Raw genomic sequence first — 21655 nt, 5'->3', positions numbered from 1 at the left:
AGAAAGTCACGCACAGTGCCGCAGCAGAAAACAGAAACCAATAAAGAGTTCGATTTCACCCGCCGTGATTTCGAACGCGTGCGCGCGCTGATTCACCAGCGCGCCGGCATCTCGCTGGCCGACAGCAAGCAGGAGATGGTCTACAGCCGCCTGGCCCGGCGCCTGCGCGCGACCGGCATCCAGTCGTTCACGCGTTATCTGGACGACCTGGAAGCAGGGCGCATGGACCGCGAGTGGGAGTCGTTTACCAACGCGCTGACCACCAACCTGACGTCGTTCTTCCGCGAGGCGCATCACTTCCCGCTGCTGCTCGAGCACCTGGTCGCCCTGCACAAGAAGGATCCGCGCCCGCTGCGCATCTGGTGCTCGGCCGCGTCCACCGGCGAAGAGCCGTATTCGATCGCGATGACAGCCTGCGAAGCGTTCAACACGCTCACGCCGAAAGTCGAGATCATCGCCACCGACATCGACACCAACGTGCTTGCCACGGCCTCCAATGGCGTGTACCCGATGGAGCGCATCGAGAAAGTCTCGCCGGAACGCCTGCGCCGCTTCTTCTTGCGCGGCAAGGGCGCCCATGAGGGCATGGTGCGCATCCGCCCCGAGCTGCGCTCGCTCGTCACGTTCAAGCCGCTCAACCTGCTGGCCGATGGCTGGCCGCTGGACGGGCAGTTCGACGCGATCTTTTGCCGCAACGTGATGATCTATTTTGACAAGCCGACCCAGCGCACCATCCTGAGCCGCTTCGTGCCGCTGATGAAGGGCCACGGGCTGCTGTTTGCCGGCCATTCCGAAAACTTCCTGTACGTGTCCGATTCCCTGCGCCTGCGCGGCAAGACCGTGTACGAACTCGACGCGCGCACGGCGTAAGAACGAAGGGCGACCATGAACAGCCAATTCGCAACCAATCTGTACCACGATCGCACGTTCGCGATCGATGCCGCCAAAATCCTGCCCGGTGAGTATTTCTACACCAAGGAGAACATGCTGATCTCGACCGTGCTCGGCTCGTGCGTGTCGGCCTGTATCCGCGACCGCGTCACGGGCCTGGGCGGCATGAACCATTTCATGCTGCCCGACGGCGCGGCCGAACCCAACAATCCGGTATCGGCGTCGATGCGCTACGGCACGTTCGCCATGGAGATCCTGATCAACGATCTGCTCAAGGCCGGCGCGCGCCGCGAACACCTGGAAGCCAAGGTGTTTGGCGGTGGCGCCGTGCTGCGCGGCTTTACCGCGATGAACGTCGGCGAGCGCAATGCCGCGTTCGTGATGCAGTTCCTGAAGACCGAACGGATTCCGGTGCTGGCCGAAGACCTGAATGACATCTACCCGCGCAAGGTGTTTTTCTTCCCGCGCACGGGCAAGGTGCTGGTCAAGAAGCTGATGCAGACCCATAACGACACGCTGGCCAAGCGCGAACTCGATTACGCCAAACGCCTCAAGGTCGAACCCGTCGGCGGCGCGATCGACCTGTTCTGAGCAATTACGGAGACACCATGAAAATCAAGGTCCTGATCGTCGACGACTCGGCACTGATCCGCAGCGTGATGAGCGAGATCGTCAATTCGCAACCCGATATGGAAGTGGTGGCCACGGCGCCCGATCCTCTTGTCGCGCGCGAGCTGATCAAGAAACACAATCCGGACGTGCTGACGCTCGACGTCGAGATGCCCAAGATGGACGGCCTCGACTTTCTCGAAAAACTGATGCGCCTGCGCCCGATGCCGGTGCTGATGGTGTCGTCGCTGACCGAGCGCGGTTCGGAAATCACGATGCGCGCCCTCGAGCTTGGCGCCGTCGACTTCGTCACCAAGCCCAAGATATCGATCCAGAGCGGCATGCGCGAGTACGCCGACATGATCGCTGACAAGATCCGCGGCGCCGCGCGCGCACGCATTGCCCCGCGCAGCCGCACGCCCCAGGTGGCCAGCACGCAGCTGTCGGCGCTGAGGAGCCCACTCATTTCGTCCGAAAAACTGATCATCATCGGCGCCTCGACCGGTGGCACCGAAGCAATCCGCGAATTCCTGATGCAGATGCCGTCCGACTGCCCGGGCATCCTGATTGCCCAGCACATGCCGGAGGGCTTTACCACGTCGTTCGCCAAGCGCCTCGATTCGCTGTGCAAGATCAGCGTGGTCGAGTCGGCCGGCAACGAGCGGGTGCTGCCCGGCCACGCGTACATCGCGCCCGGCCACTCGCACCTGTTGCTGGTGCGCTCTGGCGCGAACTACATGACGCGTATCGAACAGAGTCCGCCCGTCAACCGTCACCGGCCATCGGTCGATGTGTTGTTCCGTTCCGCTGCGCAGGCGGCCGGTAAAAACGCCGTTGGTGTTATTCTGACCGGGATGGGCAAGGACGGCGCGGCGGGCATGCTCGAGATGCGCGAAGCGGGCGCTCACAACTTCGCTCAGGACGAAGCGAGCTGTGTGGTGTTCGGCATGCCGCGTGAAGCAATTGCCATCGGCGCTGCCCACGAAGTCGGTCCATTGCAGGCTTTACCGCGCCTCGTACTCGACCATCTGGCCGCCCAAGGCAGCCGGGCGTTGCGTGTTTGAACTGAATTCATCATCCTTCCATGCTTTGTGGGCTATTTTATCGCCGCAGAGCAACAAAAATGCTATTCTTGCGTCTGTAAAAGTAGCTTACCCAACAAACCAAATTAGTAGATTCAAACGGAGTAATTCATGGCTGATCCAAAGATGCGTTTTCTGGTTGTTGACGATTTCTCGACGATGCGTCGCATCGTCCGAAATCTGTTGAAAGAACTGGGTTATGCCAACGTCGACGAAGCAGAAGATGGCGTCATGGCGCTGGCAAAACTGCGCAGTGAATCGTTCGACTTCGTCGTGTCCGACTGGAATATGCCAAACATGGACGGCCTGACGATGCTGCAGCACATTCGCGCTGATCCTGCACTGGCCAAGCTGCCGGTACTGATGGTGACGGCCGAAGCGAAGAAAGAAAACATCATCGCGGCAGCACAGGCAGGCGCCAGCGGCTACGTCGTCAAGCCATTCACAGCTGCGACGCTGGACGAAAAGCTGAACAAGATTTTCGAGAAACTGGACAAAGCCGGAGCCTGAAATGGTTGACCAGAATACCGCGCCTGTTACCGGCGCGTCATCGCACGATGAGGTGCTGAGCCGGGTCGGTCACATGACCCGCGCGCTGCACGAGAATCTGCGTGGCCTGGGTCTCGACAAGCTGATCGAGAAAGCCGCAAGCGACATCCCCGATGCGCGCGACCGGCTCGACTACGTGGCGCATCTGTCCGAACAGGCTGCCAAGAAGGTGCTGGACGCCACCGACGCGGCCGGTCCGCTGCAGGATGCCATCGAAACGCGTTCGACCGACCTCAAGGCAGGTTGGCAAGCGCTGCTCGATGCGCCTGCAAGTGAGGCAACGGATGCGCAGTGGCGCGCCATGGCGCAACGCACGATTGCCGGCCTGGACGAGTCGCGTGCAGGGGCGGTTGCCACCCGCAGCGAGTTGATGAGCATCATGATGGCCCAGGACTTCCAGGATCTCACTGGCCAGGTCATCGGGCGCATCACGGGCATTGCCCAGAACCTCGAAAAGCAGCTGGTTCAGGTCCTGATCGATTTCGCACCAAGCGAGATCAAGCGCGAACTGGACAATGGCCTGATGAACGGCCCGCAAATCAAGCCGACGGGCACCGAAGTCGTGGCAAACCAGGGGCAGGTCGACGACCTGCTCGACAGTCTCGGGTTCTGAGCTTGCGCCGAGCAATTTGAAACGGCGCCTCCATGCATCGCACCAACTTCATTGTCCGTGAACCGCTGCTCGATCCCCGGCAGCGCGTTCTCGGCTACGAGCTGTCGTGGCAACAGCACGATGGCCGTATCCCGACCGGCCTCGATCTCGAAGGCCTGGTCGGCTTCGTTGCCGAGCACGTCAATCATGTCGACCAGGGTTGGCTGCTGCGCGACAAGATCCTGTTCCTGGACGCCGTGCCGGCCATGCTGTCGACCGATGCGCTCCACGCGCTACCGCCGGAACACACCGTCCTCGCGTTCGATATCCGCCAGTTGACCGACGTCGATGTGCGCTCGGCCGTGCAGGCGGTGCGCGCCGGTGGCGTGGGCGTGGCGATCCGCGGTTGCGACCTCACGCTGCTGGGGCGCAATCTGGCGCCGTACGCGTCGTACGTCGAAGTGCGCTTTACCGGAGTCGACGTGGCCGATCAGGCCCGTACGTATGCCAGCGCCAAGCATTCAGCGCTGCGCATGGTCGGGCGGCCGGTGGGCACGTGGGCCGATTTCGATGCCTGCGCCGCACTTGGCATGGATGCCTTTGTCGGCAAACTGCACCTGACGCCCCGGCCGGGCAATCCGGTCAAGGGCATGAACCCGAGCCAGCAAATCATCCTGCAACTGATGCAGATGGTGCAGGCCAATGACGATGTGGGGCGTCTCGAAAGCGTCCTCAAACGCGATCCGGCACTGACCTACAAGCTGCTGCGCTACATCAATACCGCCGGCTTTGGGGCAGGGCGCGAAGTGCAATCGCTGCGTCAGGCCATCTCGTTGCTCGGCTACGCGCCGCTGTACCGCTGGCTGGTGCTGCTGCTGGCCACGGCCAGCGCCAGTGGCTATTCGCCGGTGCTGATGGAAACGGCCGTCGTGCGCGGCCGCCTGGCCGAATTGCTGGGGCAAAAAGCACTGGGCCGGGGCGCAGCCGAACACCTGTTCGTGGCCGGCATGTTCTCGCTGCTCGACCGCTTGCTGGGCTTGTCGATGCAGGAAGTGCTCGATGCGATTCAATTGCCCGACGAAGTCGTGAAGGCATTGACGACACGCGAAGGCAGTTACGGGCCGTATCTCGCGCTGGCCGAAGCCTGCGAGCTCAATTCGAATCTGGTGGCGTCGCTGGCGGCAGCGGTCGCGCTGAGCCCGTCCGACGTCAACGAAGCGCATCTGTCGGCGCTGGCGTGGGCGCAAAGCGTGGGGCTGGACGGGTAGGGGCGCTGGCCTGCTACCGCCTGTGCATACGTGGCGGCGTCCATCTGACGGCTCTGCTAGCATGCCGGATGAAAAACATTCTACTGGTCGACGATCTGGGCATCGACGTCATGCTGACGCGATTGGCCCTGCAGGAGTTCGCGTTCGACCACCAGCTGGTCGTGGCAAATGATGGCGCTGAGGCGTTCGAGATGATTCGCCAGCAGAACTTCGATCTGCTGCTGCTTGATATCAAAATGCCGCAGGTCGACGGGTTCGAGCTGCTGGCGCGCCTGCGCGCCGAGGCCCTGGCCGCGATGCCCGTCATCATCGTATCGGGCTCCGGCCTGGCTGCAGACCGTGAGCGCGCCGAGGCGCTGGGTGTCGACGACTATGTGCAGAAAGCCGTTGATTACACCGGGTTCAAGCGGGAGTTGAAGGCAGCGCTGGTGCGCCAGGGCTGCCCGGCGGGCTGAGGCCCGCAAGGCGCCCCAAACAATCAGATTTCCAGATTGTCGATCAGGCGCGTGTTGCCCAGCTTGGCTGCTGCGAGCACGACCAGCGGTTCGCCATTCGTCAGGTCGGCCGCGTCCGGCGCCTGCAGGTCGCCGCGCTTGCGCACCGAGATGTAGTCAGGCTTCCAGCCACGCTCGGCCAGCGCCGCCATCGCGCGCGCTTCGACCTGCGCGATATCGCGCTCGCCGCCACGCACGCTGTCGGCCACTGCATTCAGATTCTGGTACAGGGTCGGCGCTTCGGCCCGCTCGCTTTCCGTCAGATACCCATTGCGCGACGACAGCGCCAGGCCGTCTTCGGCGCGGTAGGTTTCGGCGCCGATGATTTGGGTCGGCATGGCGAACTGGCGCGCCATGTTCCGCACGATCATGAGCTGCTGATAATCCTTCTTACCGAACACTGCCACACGCGGCTGCACGCACGAGAACAGCTTGGTGACGACCGTGCAGACACCTTCAAAGAAGCCGGGGCGGAATTCGCCTTCCAGCGTGCTGCCCAGGCCGTCAGGCGGGCGCACACGGTACTCTTGCGGCTCCGGGTACAGATCCTTCTCGGTCGGCGCGAACAGCACGTAGACGCCTTCTTTTTCCAGCTTGGCCACGTCTTCGTGGAATGTGCGCGGGTACTTGTCGAAGTCTTCGTTGGGGCCGAATTGCAGGCGGTTGACGAAGATCGAGGCAACCACCGGGTCGCCATGGCGGCGCGCCAGGCGCATCAGCGACAGGTGGCCTTCGTGCAGATTGCCCATCGTCGGCACGAACGCCGTGCGCAGTTGGCCGCTGAGCTGGTCGCGCAGCTCGTCAATGGAAGAGATGATTTTCATGTCGGATCGGTTCAGGAAAGGCCGGCTTCAAGCCGGTGAATAGGCCAGGCGCACGTAAATCGGTGCGAACGGTTCGGCCTGGGTAATTTCAATCAAGGTTTCTTTGGCAAGTTCGAGCATCGCGACAAAGTGCACGACGACGATCGGCACCGTGTGCTGGCCCGCGAACAGGTCGCCGAATTCGACGAAGCGCTGCGACTGCAGCGTGCGCAGGATGGCCGACATGTGCTCGCGCACCGACAGTTCCTGGCGCCCGATCCGGTGATGCTGGGTCAGCTTGGCGCGGCGCAGTACATCGAGCCAGGCGCGCTGCAAATCCCAGGGATCGACATCAGGCAACGGCTGGACCAGGCCCTGTTCCACGAACAGCTCGGGCCGGACAAAATCACGGCCTTCCTGCGGCACATTGCCCAGCGCGACAGCGGCAGTCTTGATCTGCTCATAGTCCAGCAGACGGCGCACCAGCTCGGCGCGCGGATCGCCCGCATCCTCGATCAAGTCGTCCTGGCGCTTGGGCAGCAGCATGCGCGACTTGATCTCGATCAGCATTGCCGCCATCAACAGGTATTCCGCGGCCAGTTCAAGATTGCTTTTGCGGATCTGTTCGACATAGACGAGGTATTGCAGGGTGACCTGCGCCATCGGGATGTCGAGGATGTTGAAGTTTTGCCGGCGGATCAGGTACAGCAGCAGATCGAGCGGTCCTTCAAAGGCGTCAAGAAAGATCTCGAGCGCATCGGGCGGGATATACAGGTCATTCGGCAAGCGCGTGAGCGGTTCGCCGTACAGGCGTGCCAGGGTAGCGTCGGCCGGCGCAGGATGCGGTGTGTCGTTGGCGGGCTGGACGGGCTGAGGATGCACTTCGTGTCCGTCAGCCGCCCCGTCGGGCATCATGCGCGCGTCCGTCCTCAGACCTTGTTCTGGTACGGATAGGCTCGCTGGCGCAGGCGCGATTCTTCAGTGCGCGCCTGTTCGTCGAGCGAGACGGGGGCCTTGTCCCACAGCAGCGCGCGACCGGCCACCTGGCCGGCATCCATCTCTGGATGCTGTTTCTTCAGTTCCGAGATGAACTTGGTATGCTCGGATTCGTAGTTCACGTGTTTTTTTGAGAAGATCATGATTGGCTTCGTGGATGCAATGGAACAGCGGCTTGATGACAACGGCAGCGGGGCAGATTCCTGCGCCCCGCGCCAGTCGCGTCAAGTATGACGATGTTGCGCTTACTTGTGCAGCGCGTTCAGCTGGCGCGCGATGATGTCGTGGTTCAGCCACACGACTGGCGCGATCTTTTCCGACGCGCCATGGAACATCAGCGGACCGGCGCCTTCCAGCACCAGGCTCGACAGGTGATCGGTGATCAGCGCTTTCTTGTCCTTGTGCAGGGCCGTGATCGCTTCCGAGGTGCCGATCATCACATCGGCCAGGGCCGGCGTGTTGTCCATCGGCCATGCCTCGAAATTGCGGAACTCGGCGCTGGTGGCGTCGTTGTTGTAGCCCTCGATGGTGTCGAGCAGTTGCTGCAGCGACGTGCCTTCGCCCAGCAGTTCTTCGCAGATGCGCCATTGCTCATCAGCCCAGGCGCCCCCGCCTTCGCGCTTGAGCGCGACCAGCAGCGGGAACAGCGACAGTTCCACGCCGACAAAGATGTCCGACGAATTCGTGCGGATTTCCGGGCAGTTGAACACGGTGGCATTGATGCCGTTCTTCCATGCTGCTTCGGCCACCGACTCCAGGCGCATCTTGGCGTAACCCTGCGTGTAGTTGGTGTAGGTCTGCCAGTGGTACTCGCCGCCGATCAGGATCTCGGTGCCATGGTAGCCATAGGCCGTGTAGCGCACTTCGCCGCCGCCCTGCGTGACGCGGTCGCGGATGCTGGCAGACGCGTCGATCAGGTACTTGAGCGTGTTGGCCGAAACTTCGTCGAAGTTCATCAGGATCAATTTGCCCAGATCGCTCTCGAGCAGGGCGCGCGAGGACATGAAGCGCTCGCCGCGGCCTTTGTAGATGCGATTGGCAATGGCCAGGAAGGCCTTGATCTTCGGAATGCCACCGGCCATCGTGTGGGCGAAGAACACATTCGCACCCTGTGGCACCAGCTTGTCGATTTCCTGCATGACCTGGGCGGCCGAAGTCGTGAAGCGGCGCACGCCGGCTTCGCGGCAACGCTCGATGTGTTCCCAGTCCAGCGTTTCTTCTTGCCAGGTTTTCAGCGTGATCCCGGACAGCATTTCGGTCGGGTTCTTTTCGCCTTCCGGTGCATCCATATCGAAGCCGGCCATCAGCGGCACATTGATGATGCGCCCGCCCAGTTTTTCTTCGGCTTCGGCCAGTTCGGCGGCGTCCAGCGGGCGCAGTGCGCCGGTCTCGTCGCGGCGGCCGACGGTGATGCCGACGATCGTCATGCCGGCGGCGCGCGCTTCGTCGATCAGGCCATTCACGTAGCCGCGGCCGAACAGTTCACCGAACAGGACGAACACGTCGCCTTTGCGGAACACGTTGGCGGTCGGAATATGGCGCAGGGGAGTCAAATCGGTCATGGTTCTTGGCTACCTATCAAAAGAGTTTGTAGGGCGTCTTGTCATAGTTTAAACATGGCATTGTACACCCGGTACTGACCCCGGAAATTGCGTCCGGGGCCGTCCGGCGGCTGGCTGGCGGCCACATCATCGTGGCACGCCAGGCCAGGCGCCGGCGTGGAACATCAGCGGATGCGCATGCCTGGCGTCGCGCCCGGCATCGGGTCGAGCAGGTACAGGCCCGGATTGGTTTTCTCGTCAGCGGCGGACGCGCACAGCACCATGCCTTCGGACACGCCGAACTTCATCTTGCGCGGGGCCAGGTTGGCCACCAGCACCGTCAGCTTGCCGATCAGGTCTTCCGGCTGGTACGCCGACTTGATGCCCGAGAATACATTGCGGTGACGGCCTTCGCCGACGTCGAGCGTCAGGCGCAGCAACTTGGTCGAGCCTTCGACGTGTTCGCAGTTGACGATTTTCGCCACGCGCAGGTCGATCTTGGCGAAGTCGTCGATCGTGATGGTCGGGGCCAGGGCTTCGATGTCGCCTTCGCCTGCGCCGGCATCGGCCGCTGGCGTTGCTGCGGGAGCGGATGCCGCGGCTGCCGGTGCGGCGATCGCTGGAGCCGTTGCCGCCGGGGCAGGCTTGTCGAACAGGTTTTCGACCATCTTGGCATCGACGCGCTGCATCAGGTGCGTGTAGGTGCCGATGGTGCGGCCGAGCATCGATTCGTAGACGGCGGCGCCATGCGTGTCGGCCCAGCTCAGTTCAGCGTCGCCCAGGAATTCGGCGACGCGCGCAGCCACTTGTGGCAGCACCGGCTGCAGCATGATCGTCAGTTGACGGAACAGGATCAGCGCCGTCGTGCAAACGTCGTGCAGTTCGGCTGTTTTTGTCTCGTCCTTGGCCAGGATCCATGGCTTGTGTTCGTCGACATACTGATTGATGACGTCGGCGATTTCCATGATTTCGCGCAGCGCGCGGCCATACTCGCGCGCCTCGAAACTTGCCGCCACCGATGCCTGGCGCTCGGCGCCGTCGTGCATCAGCGCCTTGCAGATCCAGTCGCGGCCCAGCGGCGAGACGCTGTCGGCCAGCTTGCCGTCGAAGCGCTTGGCGATGAAGCCGGCGCAGCGGCTGGCGATATTCACGTACTTGCCGATCAGGTCGCTGTTGACGCGGGCCACGAAGTCGTCGCCGTTGAAGTCCAGGTCTTCCACCTTGGCGTTGAGCTTGAAGGCCAGGTAGTAACGCAGCCACTCCGGGTTCATGCCCAGTTCGAGGTAGCGCAGCGGCGAGATGCCGGTGCCACGCGACTTGGACATTTTTTCATTGTTCACCGTCAGGTGGCCGTGGACGGCGACCTTCAGGTTGTCGATGATCGGATGGCCCGAGAAATTGAGCATTGCGGGCCAGAACAGCAGGTGGAACGAGACAATATCCTTGCCGATAAAGTGCAGCTGCTCGGCGGCCGGGTCGTTCAGGAACGCCTCGACATCCAGGCCCTGCTTGTCGAAGTAGTTCTTCAGGCTGGCCAGGTAGCCGACCGGCGCGTCCAGCCACACATAGAAGAACTTGCCCGGTGCATCGGGAATCGGGATGCCGAAGTAGGGCGCGTCGCGCGAGATATCCCAGTCGGCCAGCTTTTCACCGGCGTCGCCCAGCCACTCTGACACCTTGTTGACCATTTCCGGCTGCAGGCGGCCCGGGGTGTTGAGCCACTCCTTGAGGAACGCGAAGCAGCGCGGGTCGGACAGCTTGAAGAAGTATTGCTCCGACGGCTTGAGCACGGGCGTGGAACCGGTAAACACCGAGAGCGGGTTGATCAGTTCGGTCGGCTGGTAAGCGGCGCCGCACACTTCGCAGTTGTCGCCGTACTGGTCCTTGGCGTGGCATACCGGGCACTCGCCCTTGATGTTGCGGTCGGCCAGGAACATGCCCTTGACCGGATCGTAGAAGCGGTCGACCGTTTTGGTGACGATCAGGCCGGCATCGCGCAGCTTGCGGTAGATGCCTTGCGAGAGTTCGACGTTTTCGGGCGAATCGGTGGAATACCAGTTATCGAAGGCGATATGGAAGCCATCGAGGTATTGCGCACGGCCGGCGGCGATCTTGGCCACGAATTCCTGCGGCGTGATGTTGTCTTTTTCGGCCGCGATCATGATCGGCGTGCCGTGGGTATCGTCGGCGCAGACGAAATGCACTTCGCGTTTCTGGCCGCCCTGCGCATTGCCTTCGCGCTGCATTCGCTGGAAGCGGACCCAGATGTCGGCCTGGATGTACTCCATCATGTGGCCGATATGGAAGGCAGCATTGGCGTAGGGCAGTGCGGTGGTGACGAACAGCTTGCGGGTCATGGTTGAAACGCTTCGGTTATATGAAAAGAAGCATTTTAACAGCGGATGGCCCTGTGCGCGCAGGGGGTATTGCCCGTGGTTTACCACCAACAGGCTGGCTGCCCCGCCGTTTTGCGCTACACTTCGCCCCAATATCAATCGGAGAACACCCGGAGAGCACCATGAGCATCACTGAAAGCGATATCAAGACGGCATTGGCGAGCGTGATCGACCCCAATACCACCAAGGATTTCATCACGACCAAGTCGATCAAGAACATCAATATCGACAATGGCCAGGTCACGTTCGAGCTGGAACTGGGCTACCCGGCCGCCAGCCAGGTCGAGATGCTGCGCCAGATGGCGGCCAGCGCCGTGCTGGCCCTCCCAGGCGTCGAAGGCGTGGCCATCCGCGCCTACAGCAAGATCGTGTCGCACACGGTCCAGCGCGGCATGAAGGTCATGCCGAACGTGAAGAACATCATCGCCGTTGCCTCGGGCAAGGGCGGGGTCGGCAAATCGACGACGGCCGTGAACCTGGCCCTGGCGCTGCACGCCGAAGGCGCCAGCGTCGGCATCCTGGATGCGGACATCTATGGTCCGTCGCAGCCGATGATGCTGGGCGTGAGCGGTCGCCCGCTGACCAATGACGGCAAGAGCATGGAGCCGCTGGAAAACCACGGCATCCAGGTGTCGTCGGTCGGCTTCATGATCGACCCGGATGAGCCGATGGTGTGGCGCGGCCCGATGGCCAGCGGCGCGCTGCAGCAACTGCTCGAGCAGACCAATTGGCGCGACCTCGATTACCTGATTGTCGACATGCCGCCAGGCACCGGTGACATCCAGCTGACGCTGTCGCAGAAAGTGCCGGTCACGGGCGCCGTGATCGTCACCACGCCGCAGGACATCGCCCTGCTCGACGCGCGCAAGGGCCTCAAGATGTTCGAAAAAGTCGGGATCCCGATCCTCGGCGTGGTCGAGAACATGAGCACCCACACGTGCACCAACTGCGGCCACACCGAAGCCATCTTCGGTCACGGCGGCGGGGAAAAGATGTGCGCCGACTTCGGCATCGAGTTCCTCGGCGCGCTGCCGTTGACGATGTCGATCCGCGAGCAGGCCGATGCCGGTCGTCCGACCGTCGTCGCCGATCCGGATGGCGCCGTCGCTGCGGTCTACAAGCAGATCGCCCGCAAGGTCGCGATCAAGATCGCCGACAAGGCCAAGGACATGAGCAGCAGGTTCCCGAGCATCGTCGTCAAGAACGACTGACGTCCAATCGGCCAGGCGGCATGCCTGGCTGGTCTCCGCAAAGCCCATGCGCAACGCTGTTGTGCATGGGCTTTGTGCATTTCGTCGCCTCATCCCTTGCGCGCAGGTCAGGTTTTTCTTGCGGACAATTTGTTTGAAGATAAAGCCTTCAGAAAACTCCCTACCTACACTGTCAGGTTGCGCGGTCTGGCACGCGCGTGACCGCATGCACGAAGCATGATGTCCGATGCGCGGCAATGCGCTGGCTGGCCGAGTGTCGCCAGGCCGCCGAGTGCTGCCATGCCCTGGGCCCGTCACCAAGCCGGCATGACGCGGTCGGCAACGAACATGCCTGCTTTTTTCGATTGTCGACCCGTCCCGGAGGCGCCGTGCACAACGAATCCATTCCCTTCAGCCCAACGCTTCACGCGGTGGCCGCAGTAGCCGGTCATGGCGGCCAGGAAGCGCACGGCATCGATTTCACGTCGCCGGACTATCTGGCGCTGGCCACCCACCCGGGTGTGCATGAGGCGGTGCGGCGCGCGCGCTGCAATGCCGGTCCGCACGGCGCCCGTTCGATCGTCCCGGCAGGGCATGCCCGTTCCGCGCAAGCGCTCGAAGAAGCGTTGGGCGCGCTCGTGGGTCTGGAGCACGTGGCGCTCTTCCCGACGGGCTGGACCGCTACTCTCGCGGCCATCACGGCGCTCGTGCGCGAGGCCGACCATATCGTGATCGATGCCCAGGCCCAAGACTGGCTGCGTCATGGCGCGGCCGGCGCCACCCGTCGGGTCCTGCTGCACCAACATCTCGATTGCGACCACGTGCGGGAATTGCTTGACCGCATCCGCGCGGTGGACGCAGTCAACGGCATCCTGGTGGTGACCGAAGGGCTGTTTGCCACGGAGGCGCGCAGTCCCGACCTGCCGTTGTTGCAGCATCTGTGCCGCGAATACAACGCGAGCCTGCTGGTCGATGTGACACACGACCTGGGCGCACTGGGTGCGGGCGGCGGGGGCGTGCTGGCCAGTCAGCGCATGACGGGGCAGGTCGATATTGTGACAGGGGGTCTGTCCGTGACCTTCGCCACCGAGGGTGGCTTTGTCGCCTGCGCCGATCGTTCGGCATGGGGCCGCATGCAGCGGCTCGCCGGTCAGCGCATGCGGTTCGATGCCCTGTCCCCGCTGCAGGTGGCGGTGGCCACGGCGAGCCTGGAGATTGCCGTCTCGGCCGAGGGCGAGGCGCTGCGCGCCGACCTGCTGCGCAATGTCATCGGACTGCGCGCAGCGCTGCAGAGTACGGGCCAGCATTGCCTGGGGGCGCCTGCCCCGATCGTGCCGGTCTGGACTGGCTCGGAAGCCGCGGCGCGTGTGGCCGCTGCGTGGCTTGCGCATGAAGCGGTGCTCGTCCAACCGGTGGAATTTCCCGGCGTGCCAGCGGGCGCCGCGCGCTTGTGCCTGCATGTGATGGCGCGGCACGCACCGGCGCCTTTGCAACGCGCCGCGCACCTCGTGGCAAGCGCCTGCGCGCGCGCCGGCGCGGGGGCCGCACCCCGCGCCTTCGGCCAGCAGCGTTATCGTGACTGAGGGCATGTTGCGGCCAGGCTGACTGCCGGTGCTGGCCGGGCGGGCAACGGGGTAGAATACGCCTTTTACCTGATTGCTTTCTGCCATGACCGTCCGCACCCGTTTTGCTCCCAGCCCGACCGGCTACCTCCACGTTGGCGGCGCGCGCACCGCGCTGTATTCGTGGGCCTATGCCCGCCACTTTGGCGGCACGTTCATCCTGCGCATCGAAGACACCGACCTCGAACGCTCGACGCCCGAAGCCGTGCAGGCCATCCTCGACGGCATGAAGTGGCTGGGGCTGGAGCACGACGAAGGCCCGTTCTATCAGATGCAGCGCATGGACCGCTACCGCGAAGTGGTCGCCGGCATGCTCGACGCCGGCACCGCCTACCTGTGCTATTCGTCGCCCGACGAGGTCGAAGCAATGCGCGAACGCATGCGCGCAGCAGGCGAGAAGCCGCGCTATGACGGCACCTGGCGCCCGGAAGCCGGCAAGACCCTGCCGGCCGTGCCGGAAGGCGTCAAGCCGGTCGTGCGTTTCAAGAATCCGCTCGATGGCGACGTGACATGGACGGACGTGGTCAAGGGCACGATCACGATCGGCAACAAGGAGCTCGACGACCTGGTCATCGCGCGCCCGGACGGCACGCCGACCTATAACTTCTGCGTTGCGGTCGATGACTGGGACATGAAGATCACGCACGTGCTGCGCGGCGACGATCACGTCAACAACACGCCACGCCAGATCAATATCCTGCGCGCGCTTGGCGCCGAGCTGCCGCTGTACGGCCACCTGCCGATGATCCTCGGCACCGATGGCGCAAAGCTGTCCAAGCGCCATGGCGCCGTGAGCGTCATGGATTATCCGGAGCAGGGCTATCTGCCCGAAGCGATGCTCAATTACCTGGCGCGCCTGGGCTGGAGCCACGGCGACGACGAAGTGTTCTCGATGGCGCAGTTCACCGAGTGGTTCAACCTGGAGCACCTGACGGCATCGGCGGCCCAGTTCAATCCGGAAAAGCTGAACTGGCTGAACAACCACTATATCAAGGCAGCCGATAACGAACGCCTGGCCGCACTGGCGCTGCCGAAACTCGAGCGGGACGGTGCGCGCTTCGATGGCGCGCCAGCGCTGCCAACCGTGCTGGGCCTGATGAAGGAACGCGCGAACACGATCAACGAGCTGGCCGATGCCGCCATGCTGTTCTACCGCGATCCGCAACCGGACGCCGAGCAACTGGCATTGCACCTGACCGAAGCCGTGCGCGGGGCGCTGGCGCTGTTTGCCGAGCGCTGCGCTACGGTAGCATGGGACAAGGCGTCGCTGGCGGCGATGATCAAGGAAGTACTGGCGGCCCACAGCCTGAAGATGCCGCAACTGGCCATGCCGCTGCGTCTGTTGTTGACGGGGCAGTTGCAGACCCCGGCGATCGATGTGGTGCTCGAGTTGTTTGGCCGCGACGTCGTGCTGGCGCGCGTGCAGAAGGGGCTGTAAAAGCCTGCGGTGGGCACCCCGCTTCGACGTCTTAAAACGTAGTTTGCGAAATGCAAGGGTGTCCTATATAATGCTCGCACTTCAGCGCTGCGGGGGTATAGCTCAGCTGGGAGAGCGCTTGCATGGCATGCAAGAGGTCAGCGGTTCGATCCCGCTTACCTCCACCAACTCTGAAGTGTGACAGTGGTTTTGTCGCGGTAGTGATGTGACGCTGTGTAGCCAGCAGCAAAGCAGTAATCGGTTGTTCATGGTCCCCATCGTCTAGAGGCCTAGGACATCACCCTTTCACGGTGAGTACCGGGGTTCGAATCCCCGTGGGGACGCCAGCTTGCTGGTTAGAATGGCCCGGCACAGTATGCGAGCATCATCAGCTACTGGTCGAAGCAGGTGCAGTGTAGTAAAATGTTGTTTTCCCGTGGGGGGTATAGCTCAGCTGGGAGAGCGCTTGCATGGCATGCAAGAGGTCAGCGGTTCGATCCCGCTTACCTCCACCACGTAAAAGAAAACGACATTCGGCAGTAAAAAATGTAGCATTGCAGGTCCAGGGTCCCCATCGTCTAGAGGCCTAGGACATCACCCTTTCACGGTGAGTACCGGGGTTCGAATCCCCGTGGGGACGCCAAGAATTTGGCAGATGTGCCGCGCCAGCGGCGGTGCATCGAGGTCATCAGCATCATGTAGTGGCAGTATGCTCGTCAGAGCAAAACAGTTTTAGGTCCCCATCGTCTAGAGGCCTAGGACATCACCCTTTCACGGTGAGTACCGGGGTTCGAATCCCCGTGGGGACGCCAAGAATTTGGCAGATGTGCCGCGCCAGCGGCGGTGCATCGAGGTCATCAGCATCATGTAGTGGCAGTATGCTCGTCAGAGCAAAACAGTTTTAGGTCCCCATCGTCTAGAGGCCTAGGACATCACCCTTTCACGGTGAGTACAGGGGTTCGAATCCCCGTGGGGACGCCAGTTTAAAACCGGGGTAGACCAACGCGCTTGCGCGGAGAGGTGCTCCGGTTTTTCTATTGTGGTCATACAGCTGTGTGCGCAATGGTTTGGTAGTAAAGCAGGTCGCACCATCATTGTTGTGATGGTTGCGAAGGTTTGTAGTGGTGCGATTGCAGCCAGCCGTATCGGGTACAGCACATTCAGTAGTACGCAGCACCAGTTTTAGGTCCCCATCGTCTAGAGGCCTAGGACATCACCCTTTCACGGTGAGTACCGGGGTTCGAATCCCCGTGGGGACGCCAGACAGAAAGCCGGAGCCGGCCACGACAGTGGGGCTCCGGTTTTTTTTCGTCTGCGACAGCGTCGCGCGACGCCCTCCATTTCACCAGCCCGAGACCCGCATCGTGCCAAATGGATAGGGCAAACCCTGCCCTTGAGGCTGCATGCCCTGGTGCTGCACATTCTGGTGCTGCGTGCTCTGGTATTGCACGCCCTGGTGCTGCATCGCGGTTCCGGCCGCGCTGGGCCATCCACCATCATGTGGCGACATCGCATGCATGCCGCCTGATGCACCGTACCCCGCTGCCGTGCCTTGCCACGGCATGGCCTGCTGCGCCATGGGCAAGCCCAGCGCCACCAGCGCATCGGGCAAGCCGTAGCCGATGTGGTTAGGATCGTTCAGCGTGACAGGGCGCGCGCTCATTCGCAGGACCTGAAACAGCCGTTCGACCCGTTCCGCGGAGCGGGCCTGCACCATCGACCCGAATTCTGGCCTGTGTGCCAGCACGAGTGCGGCCAGCCCCGTCACGTGCGGCGCCGCCATCGAGGTCCCGTCCCACGCGGCGAAATTATTTGGCGGTACTGACGACACCACCGCGACCCCCGGTGCACACACATCGACCTGCGGCCCGAAGCAGCTGAAGCGCGCCGTGAAGTAGCCATACATGTCGATGTCGGCGCCGATGGTTTCGGCGTGGTAGCTGTCGGGCGGGAACTCGCCGATCTTGCCAATGGCTGCGACGGCCAGCACATGCGGTGATGATGCCGGGTATCGCACGGCAGCGGCCGAATTGCCGGCAGCGGCGATGCAGGCGACGCCGGCCTGTTTGGCGCGCACGATCTGTCGCTCGAGCGTTTCGGACGGCGCCGAGCCGCCCAGGCTCATGTTGACGACATCGATGCCTTGCTCGATGCAATATTCGAGCGCGTCGATCAATTGGCTGACCTGGCCGCCAGGGAACAGCTTGCAGACGTGGATTTCGGCTTCGGGCGCGAAGCCGCGGATGCCCCAGGCCGGATCGGTGGCGGCAATTACGCCGGTGCAGTGCGAACCATGCCCGAGCGTGTCGACGTTCCAGGTGCTGCGGTCGGTGCGCTTGTTGATGACGTCGAAGCCTTCGTGGATGGCGTTCAGGTTGCCATGCGTGGTGGCGGCTCCGGAATCGATGACGGCCACCTTGATCCCACGCCCCCGATAATGCTGCGGCACGCCGTCAAGGCGCATGGCCCGTGCGCCCCAGCCCATCGCGTTTTGTTGCGGCAGGCCGCGCAGTGCGGGCCACTCGGCGATAGGGCGTAGCATGACGATGTTGGCCTCTTGCAGACTCAGGTCGGGATCGCGCTGATAGAAGCTCCAGTAATCGGCGCGTGGCTTGACATACAGGCCGCTGATCGTGTGCGCATCGTCGCCATACAAACGCAGACGCGCCACACCGTCGGCGCCCGTGATGGCAGTGCTGGGCAGCACGCCGCCGAACAGCGAGACCTCCACCTCGGGCAGCGGTGCACCGTCGGTGCCCACCACTGCCAGCAGCAGTTCGCACTGCGGTCCCTGGTAGGGCGTGAGCGAGCTGACCAGGTCGGGACGGCGCAGCATGGGGTCGAGCAGTTCGAGGTGCTGGTCGCGTTCGACGATCAACTGACCCTGGCCGCGCTGCAGCAGTTCGCCGGCCTTCTGGTCGGTCATGCGCGCCACCACCACACCTTCTGCGCCGTCGCCCATCGAGGATGGGCCGAAGCCGGCCGTGGCCAGTCCGGCGCGGGGTGTGATGGTATCGATTACCTCGATATCGGTCATCGTGGTGAGCGCGTGCTGCACTGTCGAGAGGCCCAGCGGCGCCCCCCAGCTGCTGATGCCGAAGCCGCTGAGTACAGCACGTGGCGCCACCAGGTATTTTTTCTTGCGTTCGGTGACCAGGCGCCCCTGCATCGGGGCGGGGCCGCCAGTGGAGTCGGTGCGGGCGTCTGCTGCGCCATCATGCGACGCCGCGGGCGTCTGCGGCGGATCGGCAGCGCCACTTTTTGCGTGTTTGGCCATAGTGTTTCCTTTGCCCGACGCTGCTCAGTCGGACAGTGAGAGCGGTTGGTCGGGTTCGATCGTTAGCTGGTCAAGAGTCTGTTGCCGCAGCCGCTCGGCCGTGGGTGCGTCGGTTTCGACGACCGCCGTGTGCGGCGGGCCGGACGATGGCCCGATCAGGTCGACAACCTGCACGCCGGGTTCGGTGCCCAGGGTCGCCAGGAACCGGACAAGTTCGTTATCGTCGTGCGCGGCGCGCACGATGTAGCGAGTGATCGGGGCAGGGGGCAGGGGCGCCGGCATGGCAAGAACTCCTCGATGCCAGGTCATGGCCGGCAGCTACCGGCAATGGCCTGGCGGGTGGGGCATGGTGTTGTGTGCGTCAGGCTTCAGTGGACGGTTTGCTGACCGAACTGGCTCGCCTGGCCGTACTGCGCTTGCTGACCGGGGAATTGACCGCCGAATTGACTGCCGGGTTGACCACCGGGTTGACCATTGAATTGCGCGCCGAACTGCTGCCCGTACGGATCAGCCATCGCCGGCACATACCGACCAAGCTGCGCGGCCACGCCGCCGATCGCAGCGCCCAGTCCCTGGTTGCCCAACTGTTCGCCGATGAAGCTGCCGACTGGCCGCGCATACTGGGTGATAGCATTGCTCAGCCAGCCTTGTGGCGCCAGCTGGCCGCCTTGCTGCACGATCTGCTGTTGCAGCATGGCGGCCTGTTGCTGCACTTGTTGCAATAACTGCTGTAATTGCTGTTGCTGGGCCTGCAGTTGCTGCAGCTGGACCAGCGGATGTTGCAGTGGCGTTTGCTGCTGTGCCTGCTGCTGTGCTTGCGGATCGGCGCCCAGTGGCAGCATTCGTGCATACCCGGAATAGTCGCTGATCATGTTGCCGAGGTGGCGATTGCCGCTGATGTGCCCGACCAGCGCACCGGCGGGCTTGCCGATCGTGCTGATCAGATTGCCAAAGAAGCCGCCCTGCGGTGTCAGCTGACCCTGTTGTTGCAACTGCTGCATCTGTTGCAGCTGCTGTTGCTGCTGAAGTTGTTGCAGTTGCTGGAGTTGCTGCAGCTGTTGCAACTGCTGCAGCTGTTGCGGATCGACCTGCTGCTGCGCGCCCATGCCGCCGGAAGGATCGGCTGAAAATGGCGACAGGTGCCCGAGGAAGTTGCCAGCCATTTCACCAATGCGCCCGCCCGCGCCGCTGTGGCCGACCCAGCCACCGATGCCGCGCCCGACGATACCGCCGAGCGCCCCGCCGAACATGCTGCCCAGACCCTGTGGTGCAAACTGTGGTTGCGCAAATGGTTGTTGAAATTCATTCATGGTACGAGCCTCCGGTTATTCGGTCGCGCTGAGGCCGGCTTGAAACAGCAAGACCCCGCCACACACGACCGTGTTCATATGATTCGCGCGCCGGTTTGACCGGTAGCGCGAGGGAAGGGCAGGATGGCCGCCTTTCGAGGCTGCTTTTCCTGCAGGTAGGCGTTCGACCGGTGCCTCGCGGTGAAGTTTTGGCGTAATGGCGATGTAGCCAAGGTTAAATTCGCACCTTGCGATAGCGCAGACGCGCGTAAGAAAAGCCCGATTTTCTTTGTAATGCGCACTGGGGCTTGAGAAAAATCACCATGTCAATTCGGGGTAGAATGACGGCCCCCGCATTCGCGCGTCACGGCGCCGCCCGCATCCATGTCCCTGTCCTCCTTTACACCGTCGCTGGCAATTTTCTGCAAGGTCATCGATAACTATGGCGACATCGGCATCTGCTGGCGCCTGGCGCGCCAGCTGTGCCACGAGCACGCCGCAGGGGTGACGCTGTGGGTCGACGACCTGATCAGTTTCAGGCGCATTTGTCCCGAGGTCGATCCGGCAGCTGCGCAGCAACGCATACAAGGCGTCACGGTGCGCCACTGGCAGGATCAGGAGGGCGAATTCCACGCGCACGACATTCCCGACGTCGTCATCGAGTTCTTCGGTTGCGAGCTGCCGCCGGATTATCAGCGGGCGATGGCTGCGCGCACGCCGCGTCCGGTATGGCTGAACTTCGAAGGCTTGACGGCCGAGGACTGGGTCGAGGGCTGTCATCGCCTGCCGTCGATGCATCCGCGCCTGCGCTTGACCAAGCATTTCTATTTCCCCGGATTCAATACGCGCACTGGCGGGCTGCTGCACGAAGCCGGGCTCGAGGCGCGCCGTCATGCATTCCAGCACGATCCCGCTGCGGTCATGGCGTTCCTGGCCCGCTTCGGCGTGACCGCAGCCGAGGCGGCGGGGCGCAAGGTGTCGCTGTTCTGCTACCCGGGTGCACCGGTCACCGCGCTGTTCGGGACATGGTGCAGCGGCGCCGCGCCCACGCTCTGCCTGGTGCCGGAAGGCGTGGCGCCGGAACAAGTCGCCGCCTTTCTGGGCGCCGCGCCAGTGGCAGGCGCGAGCGCGACCCATGGCCGGCTGACCGTGCGGGTGCTGCCATTCCTGCCCCAGGACGATTACGACCTGCTGCTGTGGGCCTGCGACGTGAATGTCGTGCGTGGTGAAGACTCATGGGTGCGGGCGCAATGGGCCGGTCGCCCGTTCGTCTGGCACATCTATCCGCAGGACGACAACCTGCACCACAAGAAGCTGCGCGCATTCCTGGCGGTCTACGCACAACAGGCGCCGGCACTTGAGGCGTACATGCTTGGCTGGAACGGCGCGCAGCCACTGCACGACCACGCAGCCGCCTGGAATGCACTGGAGAGCGTGTTGCCCGAGATCGCGGCGCAGACTGATGCCTGGCGCGAGTCAGTACTCGCGCAGGGCAATCTGGTCACGCAACTGCTCGATTTCGTGCGCGATCTGCGGTTGGCCCAGGAAAACAGCGTATAATGCCCGGTTAGTTTCTAACGGATTCCGACGATCAAACGCAGGTCCGGGGCCTTCGGCCCACCAGCCGGCGATGATTTAA

The 21655-nt window shown here is 63.0% G+C and carries 19 protein-coding genes and 7 tRNA genes; 18 read left to right on the top strand and 8 right to left on the bottom strand.

Translation table 11 applies throughout. The annotated features are described in order from the left end of the window. Positions 1–15 precede the first annotated feature (15 nt). The 7 genes from AC56LH_RS11040 (at position 16) to AC56LH_RS11010 (ending at position 5446) form a co-directional block, all read left to right on the top strand. On the top strand, positions 16–870 hold the full coding sequence (locus AC56LH_RS11040) for a CheR family methyltransferase (RefSeq protein ID WP_499579557.1): 855 nt from the start codon (positions 16–18) through the stop codon (positions 868–870). Positions 871–885: 15 nt separating this feature from the next. Further along, positions 886–1482, top strand: a complete 597-nt coding sequence (gene cheD, locus AC56LH_RS11035; RefSeq protein WP_183558077.1) for a chemoreceptor glutamine deamidase CheD — start codon at positions 886–888, stop codon at positions 1480–1482. A gap of 17 nt (positions 1483–1499) precedes the next feature. Further along, the gene (locus AC56LH_RS11030; RefSeq protein ID WP_183558080.1) at positions 1500–2564 is read left to right on the top strand and encodes a protein-glutamate methylesterase/protein-glutamine glutaminase; all 1065 of its coding nucleotides are present in this window, start codon (positions 1500–1502) and stop codon (positions 2562–2564) included. A 129-nt stretch (positions 2565–2693) separates the two neighbouring features. Continuing rightward, positions 2694–3092 (top strand): chemotaxis response regulator CheY, encoded by a 399-nt coding sequence (gene cheY, locus AC56LH_RS11025; protein ID WP_183558083.1) that lies wholly within the window; start codon positions 2694–2696, stop codon positions 3090–3092. A gap of 1 nt (position 3093) precedes the next feature. Further along, positions 3094–3744, top strand: a complete 651-nt coding sequence (gene cheZ / locus AC56LH_RS11020) for a protein phosphatase CheZ (protein WP_499645970.1) — start codon at positions 3094–3096, stop codon at positions 3742–3744. A 32-nt stretch (positions 3745–3776) separates the two neighbouring features. Continuing rightward, positions 3777–4991, top strand: coding sequence for an EAL and HDOD domain-containing protein (locus tag AC56LH_RS11015; protein WP_499645969.1), 1215 nt, complete (start codon positions 3777–3779; stop codon positions 4989–4991). 68 nt (positions 4992–5059) lie between these two features. Then, the gene (locus AC56LH_RS11010) at positions 5060–5446 is read left to right on the top strand and encodes a response regulator (RefSeq protein ID WP_499645968.1); all 387 of its coding nucleotides are present in this window, start codon (positions 5060–5062) and stop codon (positions 5444–5446) included. Between the two features lie 23 nt (positions 5447–5469). Here the strand turns inward: AC56LH_RS11010 and panC are convergent, their stop codons facing one another. The 5 genes from panC to metG all read right to left on the bottom strand — a co-directional run bounded on the left by panC (position 5470) and on the right by metG (position 11182). After that, positions 5470–6309 carry a pantoate--beta-alanine ligase gene (gene panC, locus AC56LH_RS11005; protein ID WP_499645967.1) on the bottom strand — a complete coding sequence of 280 codons (840 nt, stop codon included), beginning with the start codon at positions 6307–6309 and terminating at the stop codon, positions 5470–5472. A 27-nt stretch (positions 6310–6336) separates the two neighbouring features. Then, positions 6337–7203, bottom strand: a complete 867-nt coding sequence (locus AC56LH_RS11000) for a segregation and condensation protein A (RefSeq protein ID WP_499557005.1) — start codon at positions 7201–7203, stop codon at positions 6337–6339. 14 nt (positions 7204–7217) lie between these two features. Next, the gene (locus AC56LH_RS10995; protein ID WP_183558098.1) at positions 7218–7427 is read right to left on the bottom strand and encodes a DUF3460 family protein; all 210 of its coding nucleotides are present in this window, start codon (positions 7425–7427) and stop codon (positions 7218–7220) included. A gap of 102 nt (positions 7428–7529) precedes the next feature. Then, positions 7530–8846, bottom strand: coding sequence for an enoyl ACP reductase FabMG family protein (locus AC56LH_RS10990; protein WP_499645966.1), 1317 nt, complete (start codon positions 8844–8846; stop codon positions 7530–7532). A gap of 164 nt (positions 8847–9010) precedes the next feature. After that, complete coding sequence (gene metG / locus AC56LH_RS10985; protein WP_499645965.1) at positions 9011–11182, bottom strand: methionine--tRNA ligase; 2172 nt, start codon at positions 11180–11182, stop codon at positions 9011–9013. A gap of 161 nt (positions 11183–11343) precedes the next feature. Between metG and apbC the strand changes: the two genes are divergently transcribed. The 10 genes from apbC to AC56LH_RS10935 all read left to right on the top strand — a co-directional run bounded on the left by apbC (position 11344) and on the right by AC56LH_RS10935 (position 16712). After that, positions 11344–12432, top strand: a complete 1089-nt coding sequence (gene apbC / locus AC56LH_RS10980; protein ID WP_499645964.1) for an iron-sulfur cluster carrier protein ApbC — start codon at positions 11344–11346, stop codon at positions 12430–12432. 368 nt (positions 12433–12800) lie between these two features. Then, positions 12801–13994: an aminotransferase class I/II-fold pyridoxal phosphate-dependent enzyme gene (locus tag AC56LH_RS10975; RefSeq protein ID WP_499645963.1), complete on the top strand. Its 1194-nt coding sequence runs from the start codon at positions 12801–12803 to the stop codon at positions 13992–13994. 85 nt (positions 13995–14079) lie between these two features. Further along, complete coding sequence (gltX, locus tag AC56LH_RS10970) at positions 14080–15471, top strand: glutamate--tRNA ligase (protein WP_499645962.1); 1392 nt, start codon at positions 14080–14082, stop codon at positions 15469–15471. Between the two features lie 91 nt (positions 15472–15562). Continuing rightward, a tRNA-Ala gene (locus AC56LH_RS10965) sits at positions 15563–15638 on the top strand. 83 nt (positions 15639–15721) lie between these two features. Further along, a tRNA-Glu gene (locus tag AC56LH_RS10960) sits at positions 15722–15797 on the top strand. 92 nt (positions 15798–15889) lie between these two features. Next, a tRNA-Ala gene (locus tag AC56LH_RS10955) sits at positions 15890–15965 on the top strand. 52 nt (positions 15966–16017) lie between these two features. Beyond that, a tRNA-Glu gene (locus AC56LH_RS10950) sits at positions 16018–16093 on the top strand. Positions 16094–16186: 93 nt separating this feature from the next. Further along, positions 16187–16262 (top strand) — tRNA-Glu (locus AC56LH_RS10945). Between the two features lie 93 nt (positions 16263–16355). Next, a tRNA-Glu gene (locus AC56LH_RS10940) sits at positions 16356–16431 on the top strand. Between the two features lie 205 nt (positions 16432–16636). Then, a tRNA-Glu gene (locus AC56LH_RS10935) sits at positions 16637–16712 on the top strand. Positions 16713–16792: 80 nt separating this feature from the next. Here AC56LH_RS10935 and AC56LH_RS10930 read toward each other — a convergent pair. From AC56LH_RS10930 to AC56LH_RS10920, 3 genes are all read right to left on the bottom strand, one after another. Beyond that, a complete protein-coding gene (locus tag AC56LH_RS10930) occupies positions 16793–18727 on the bottom strand; it encodes a S8 family serine peptidase (protein WP_499645961.1) in 1935 nt (644 codons plus the stop codon). 24 nt (positions 18728–18751) lie between these two features. Then, complete coding sequence (locus AC56LH_RS10925; protein ID WP_499645960.1) at positions 18752–19009, bottom strand: hypothetical protein; 258 nt, start codon at positions 19007–19009, stop codon at positions 18752–18754. An 86-nt stretch (positions 19010–19095) separates the two neighbouring features. Further along, the gene (locus AC56LH_RS10920) at positions 19096–20037 is read right to left on the bottom strand and encodes a hypothetical protein (protein WP_499645959.1); all 942 of its coding nucleotides are present in this window, start codon (positions 20035–20037) and stop codon (positions 19096–19098) included. Positions 20038–20400: 363 nt separating this feature from the next. On the opposite strand from AC56LH_RS10920, the gene earP reads away from it, so the two are divergent. After that, the gene (gene earP, locus AC56LH_RS10915; protein ID WP_499645958.1) at positions 20401–21576 is read left to right on the top strand and encodes an elongation factor P maturation arginine rhamnosyltransferase EarP; all 1176 of its coding nucleotides are present in this window, start codon (positions 20401–20403) and stop codon (positions 21574–21576) included. Positions 21577–21655: the final 79 nt, after the last annotated feature.

The organism is Telluria sp. LT1R51-2 (assembly GCF_059685775.1).
Note: the sequence above shows the minus strand (reverse complement) of the source record. Positions and strands in the feature narration are given on the sequence as shown.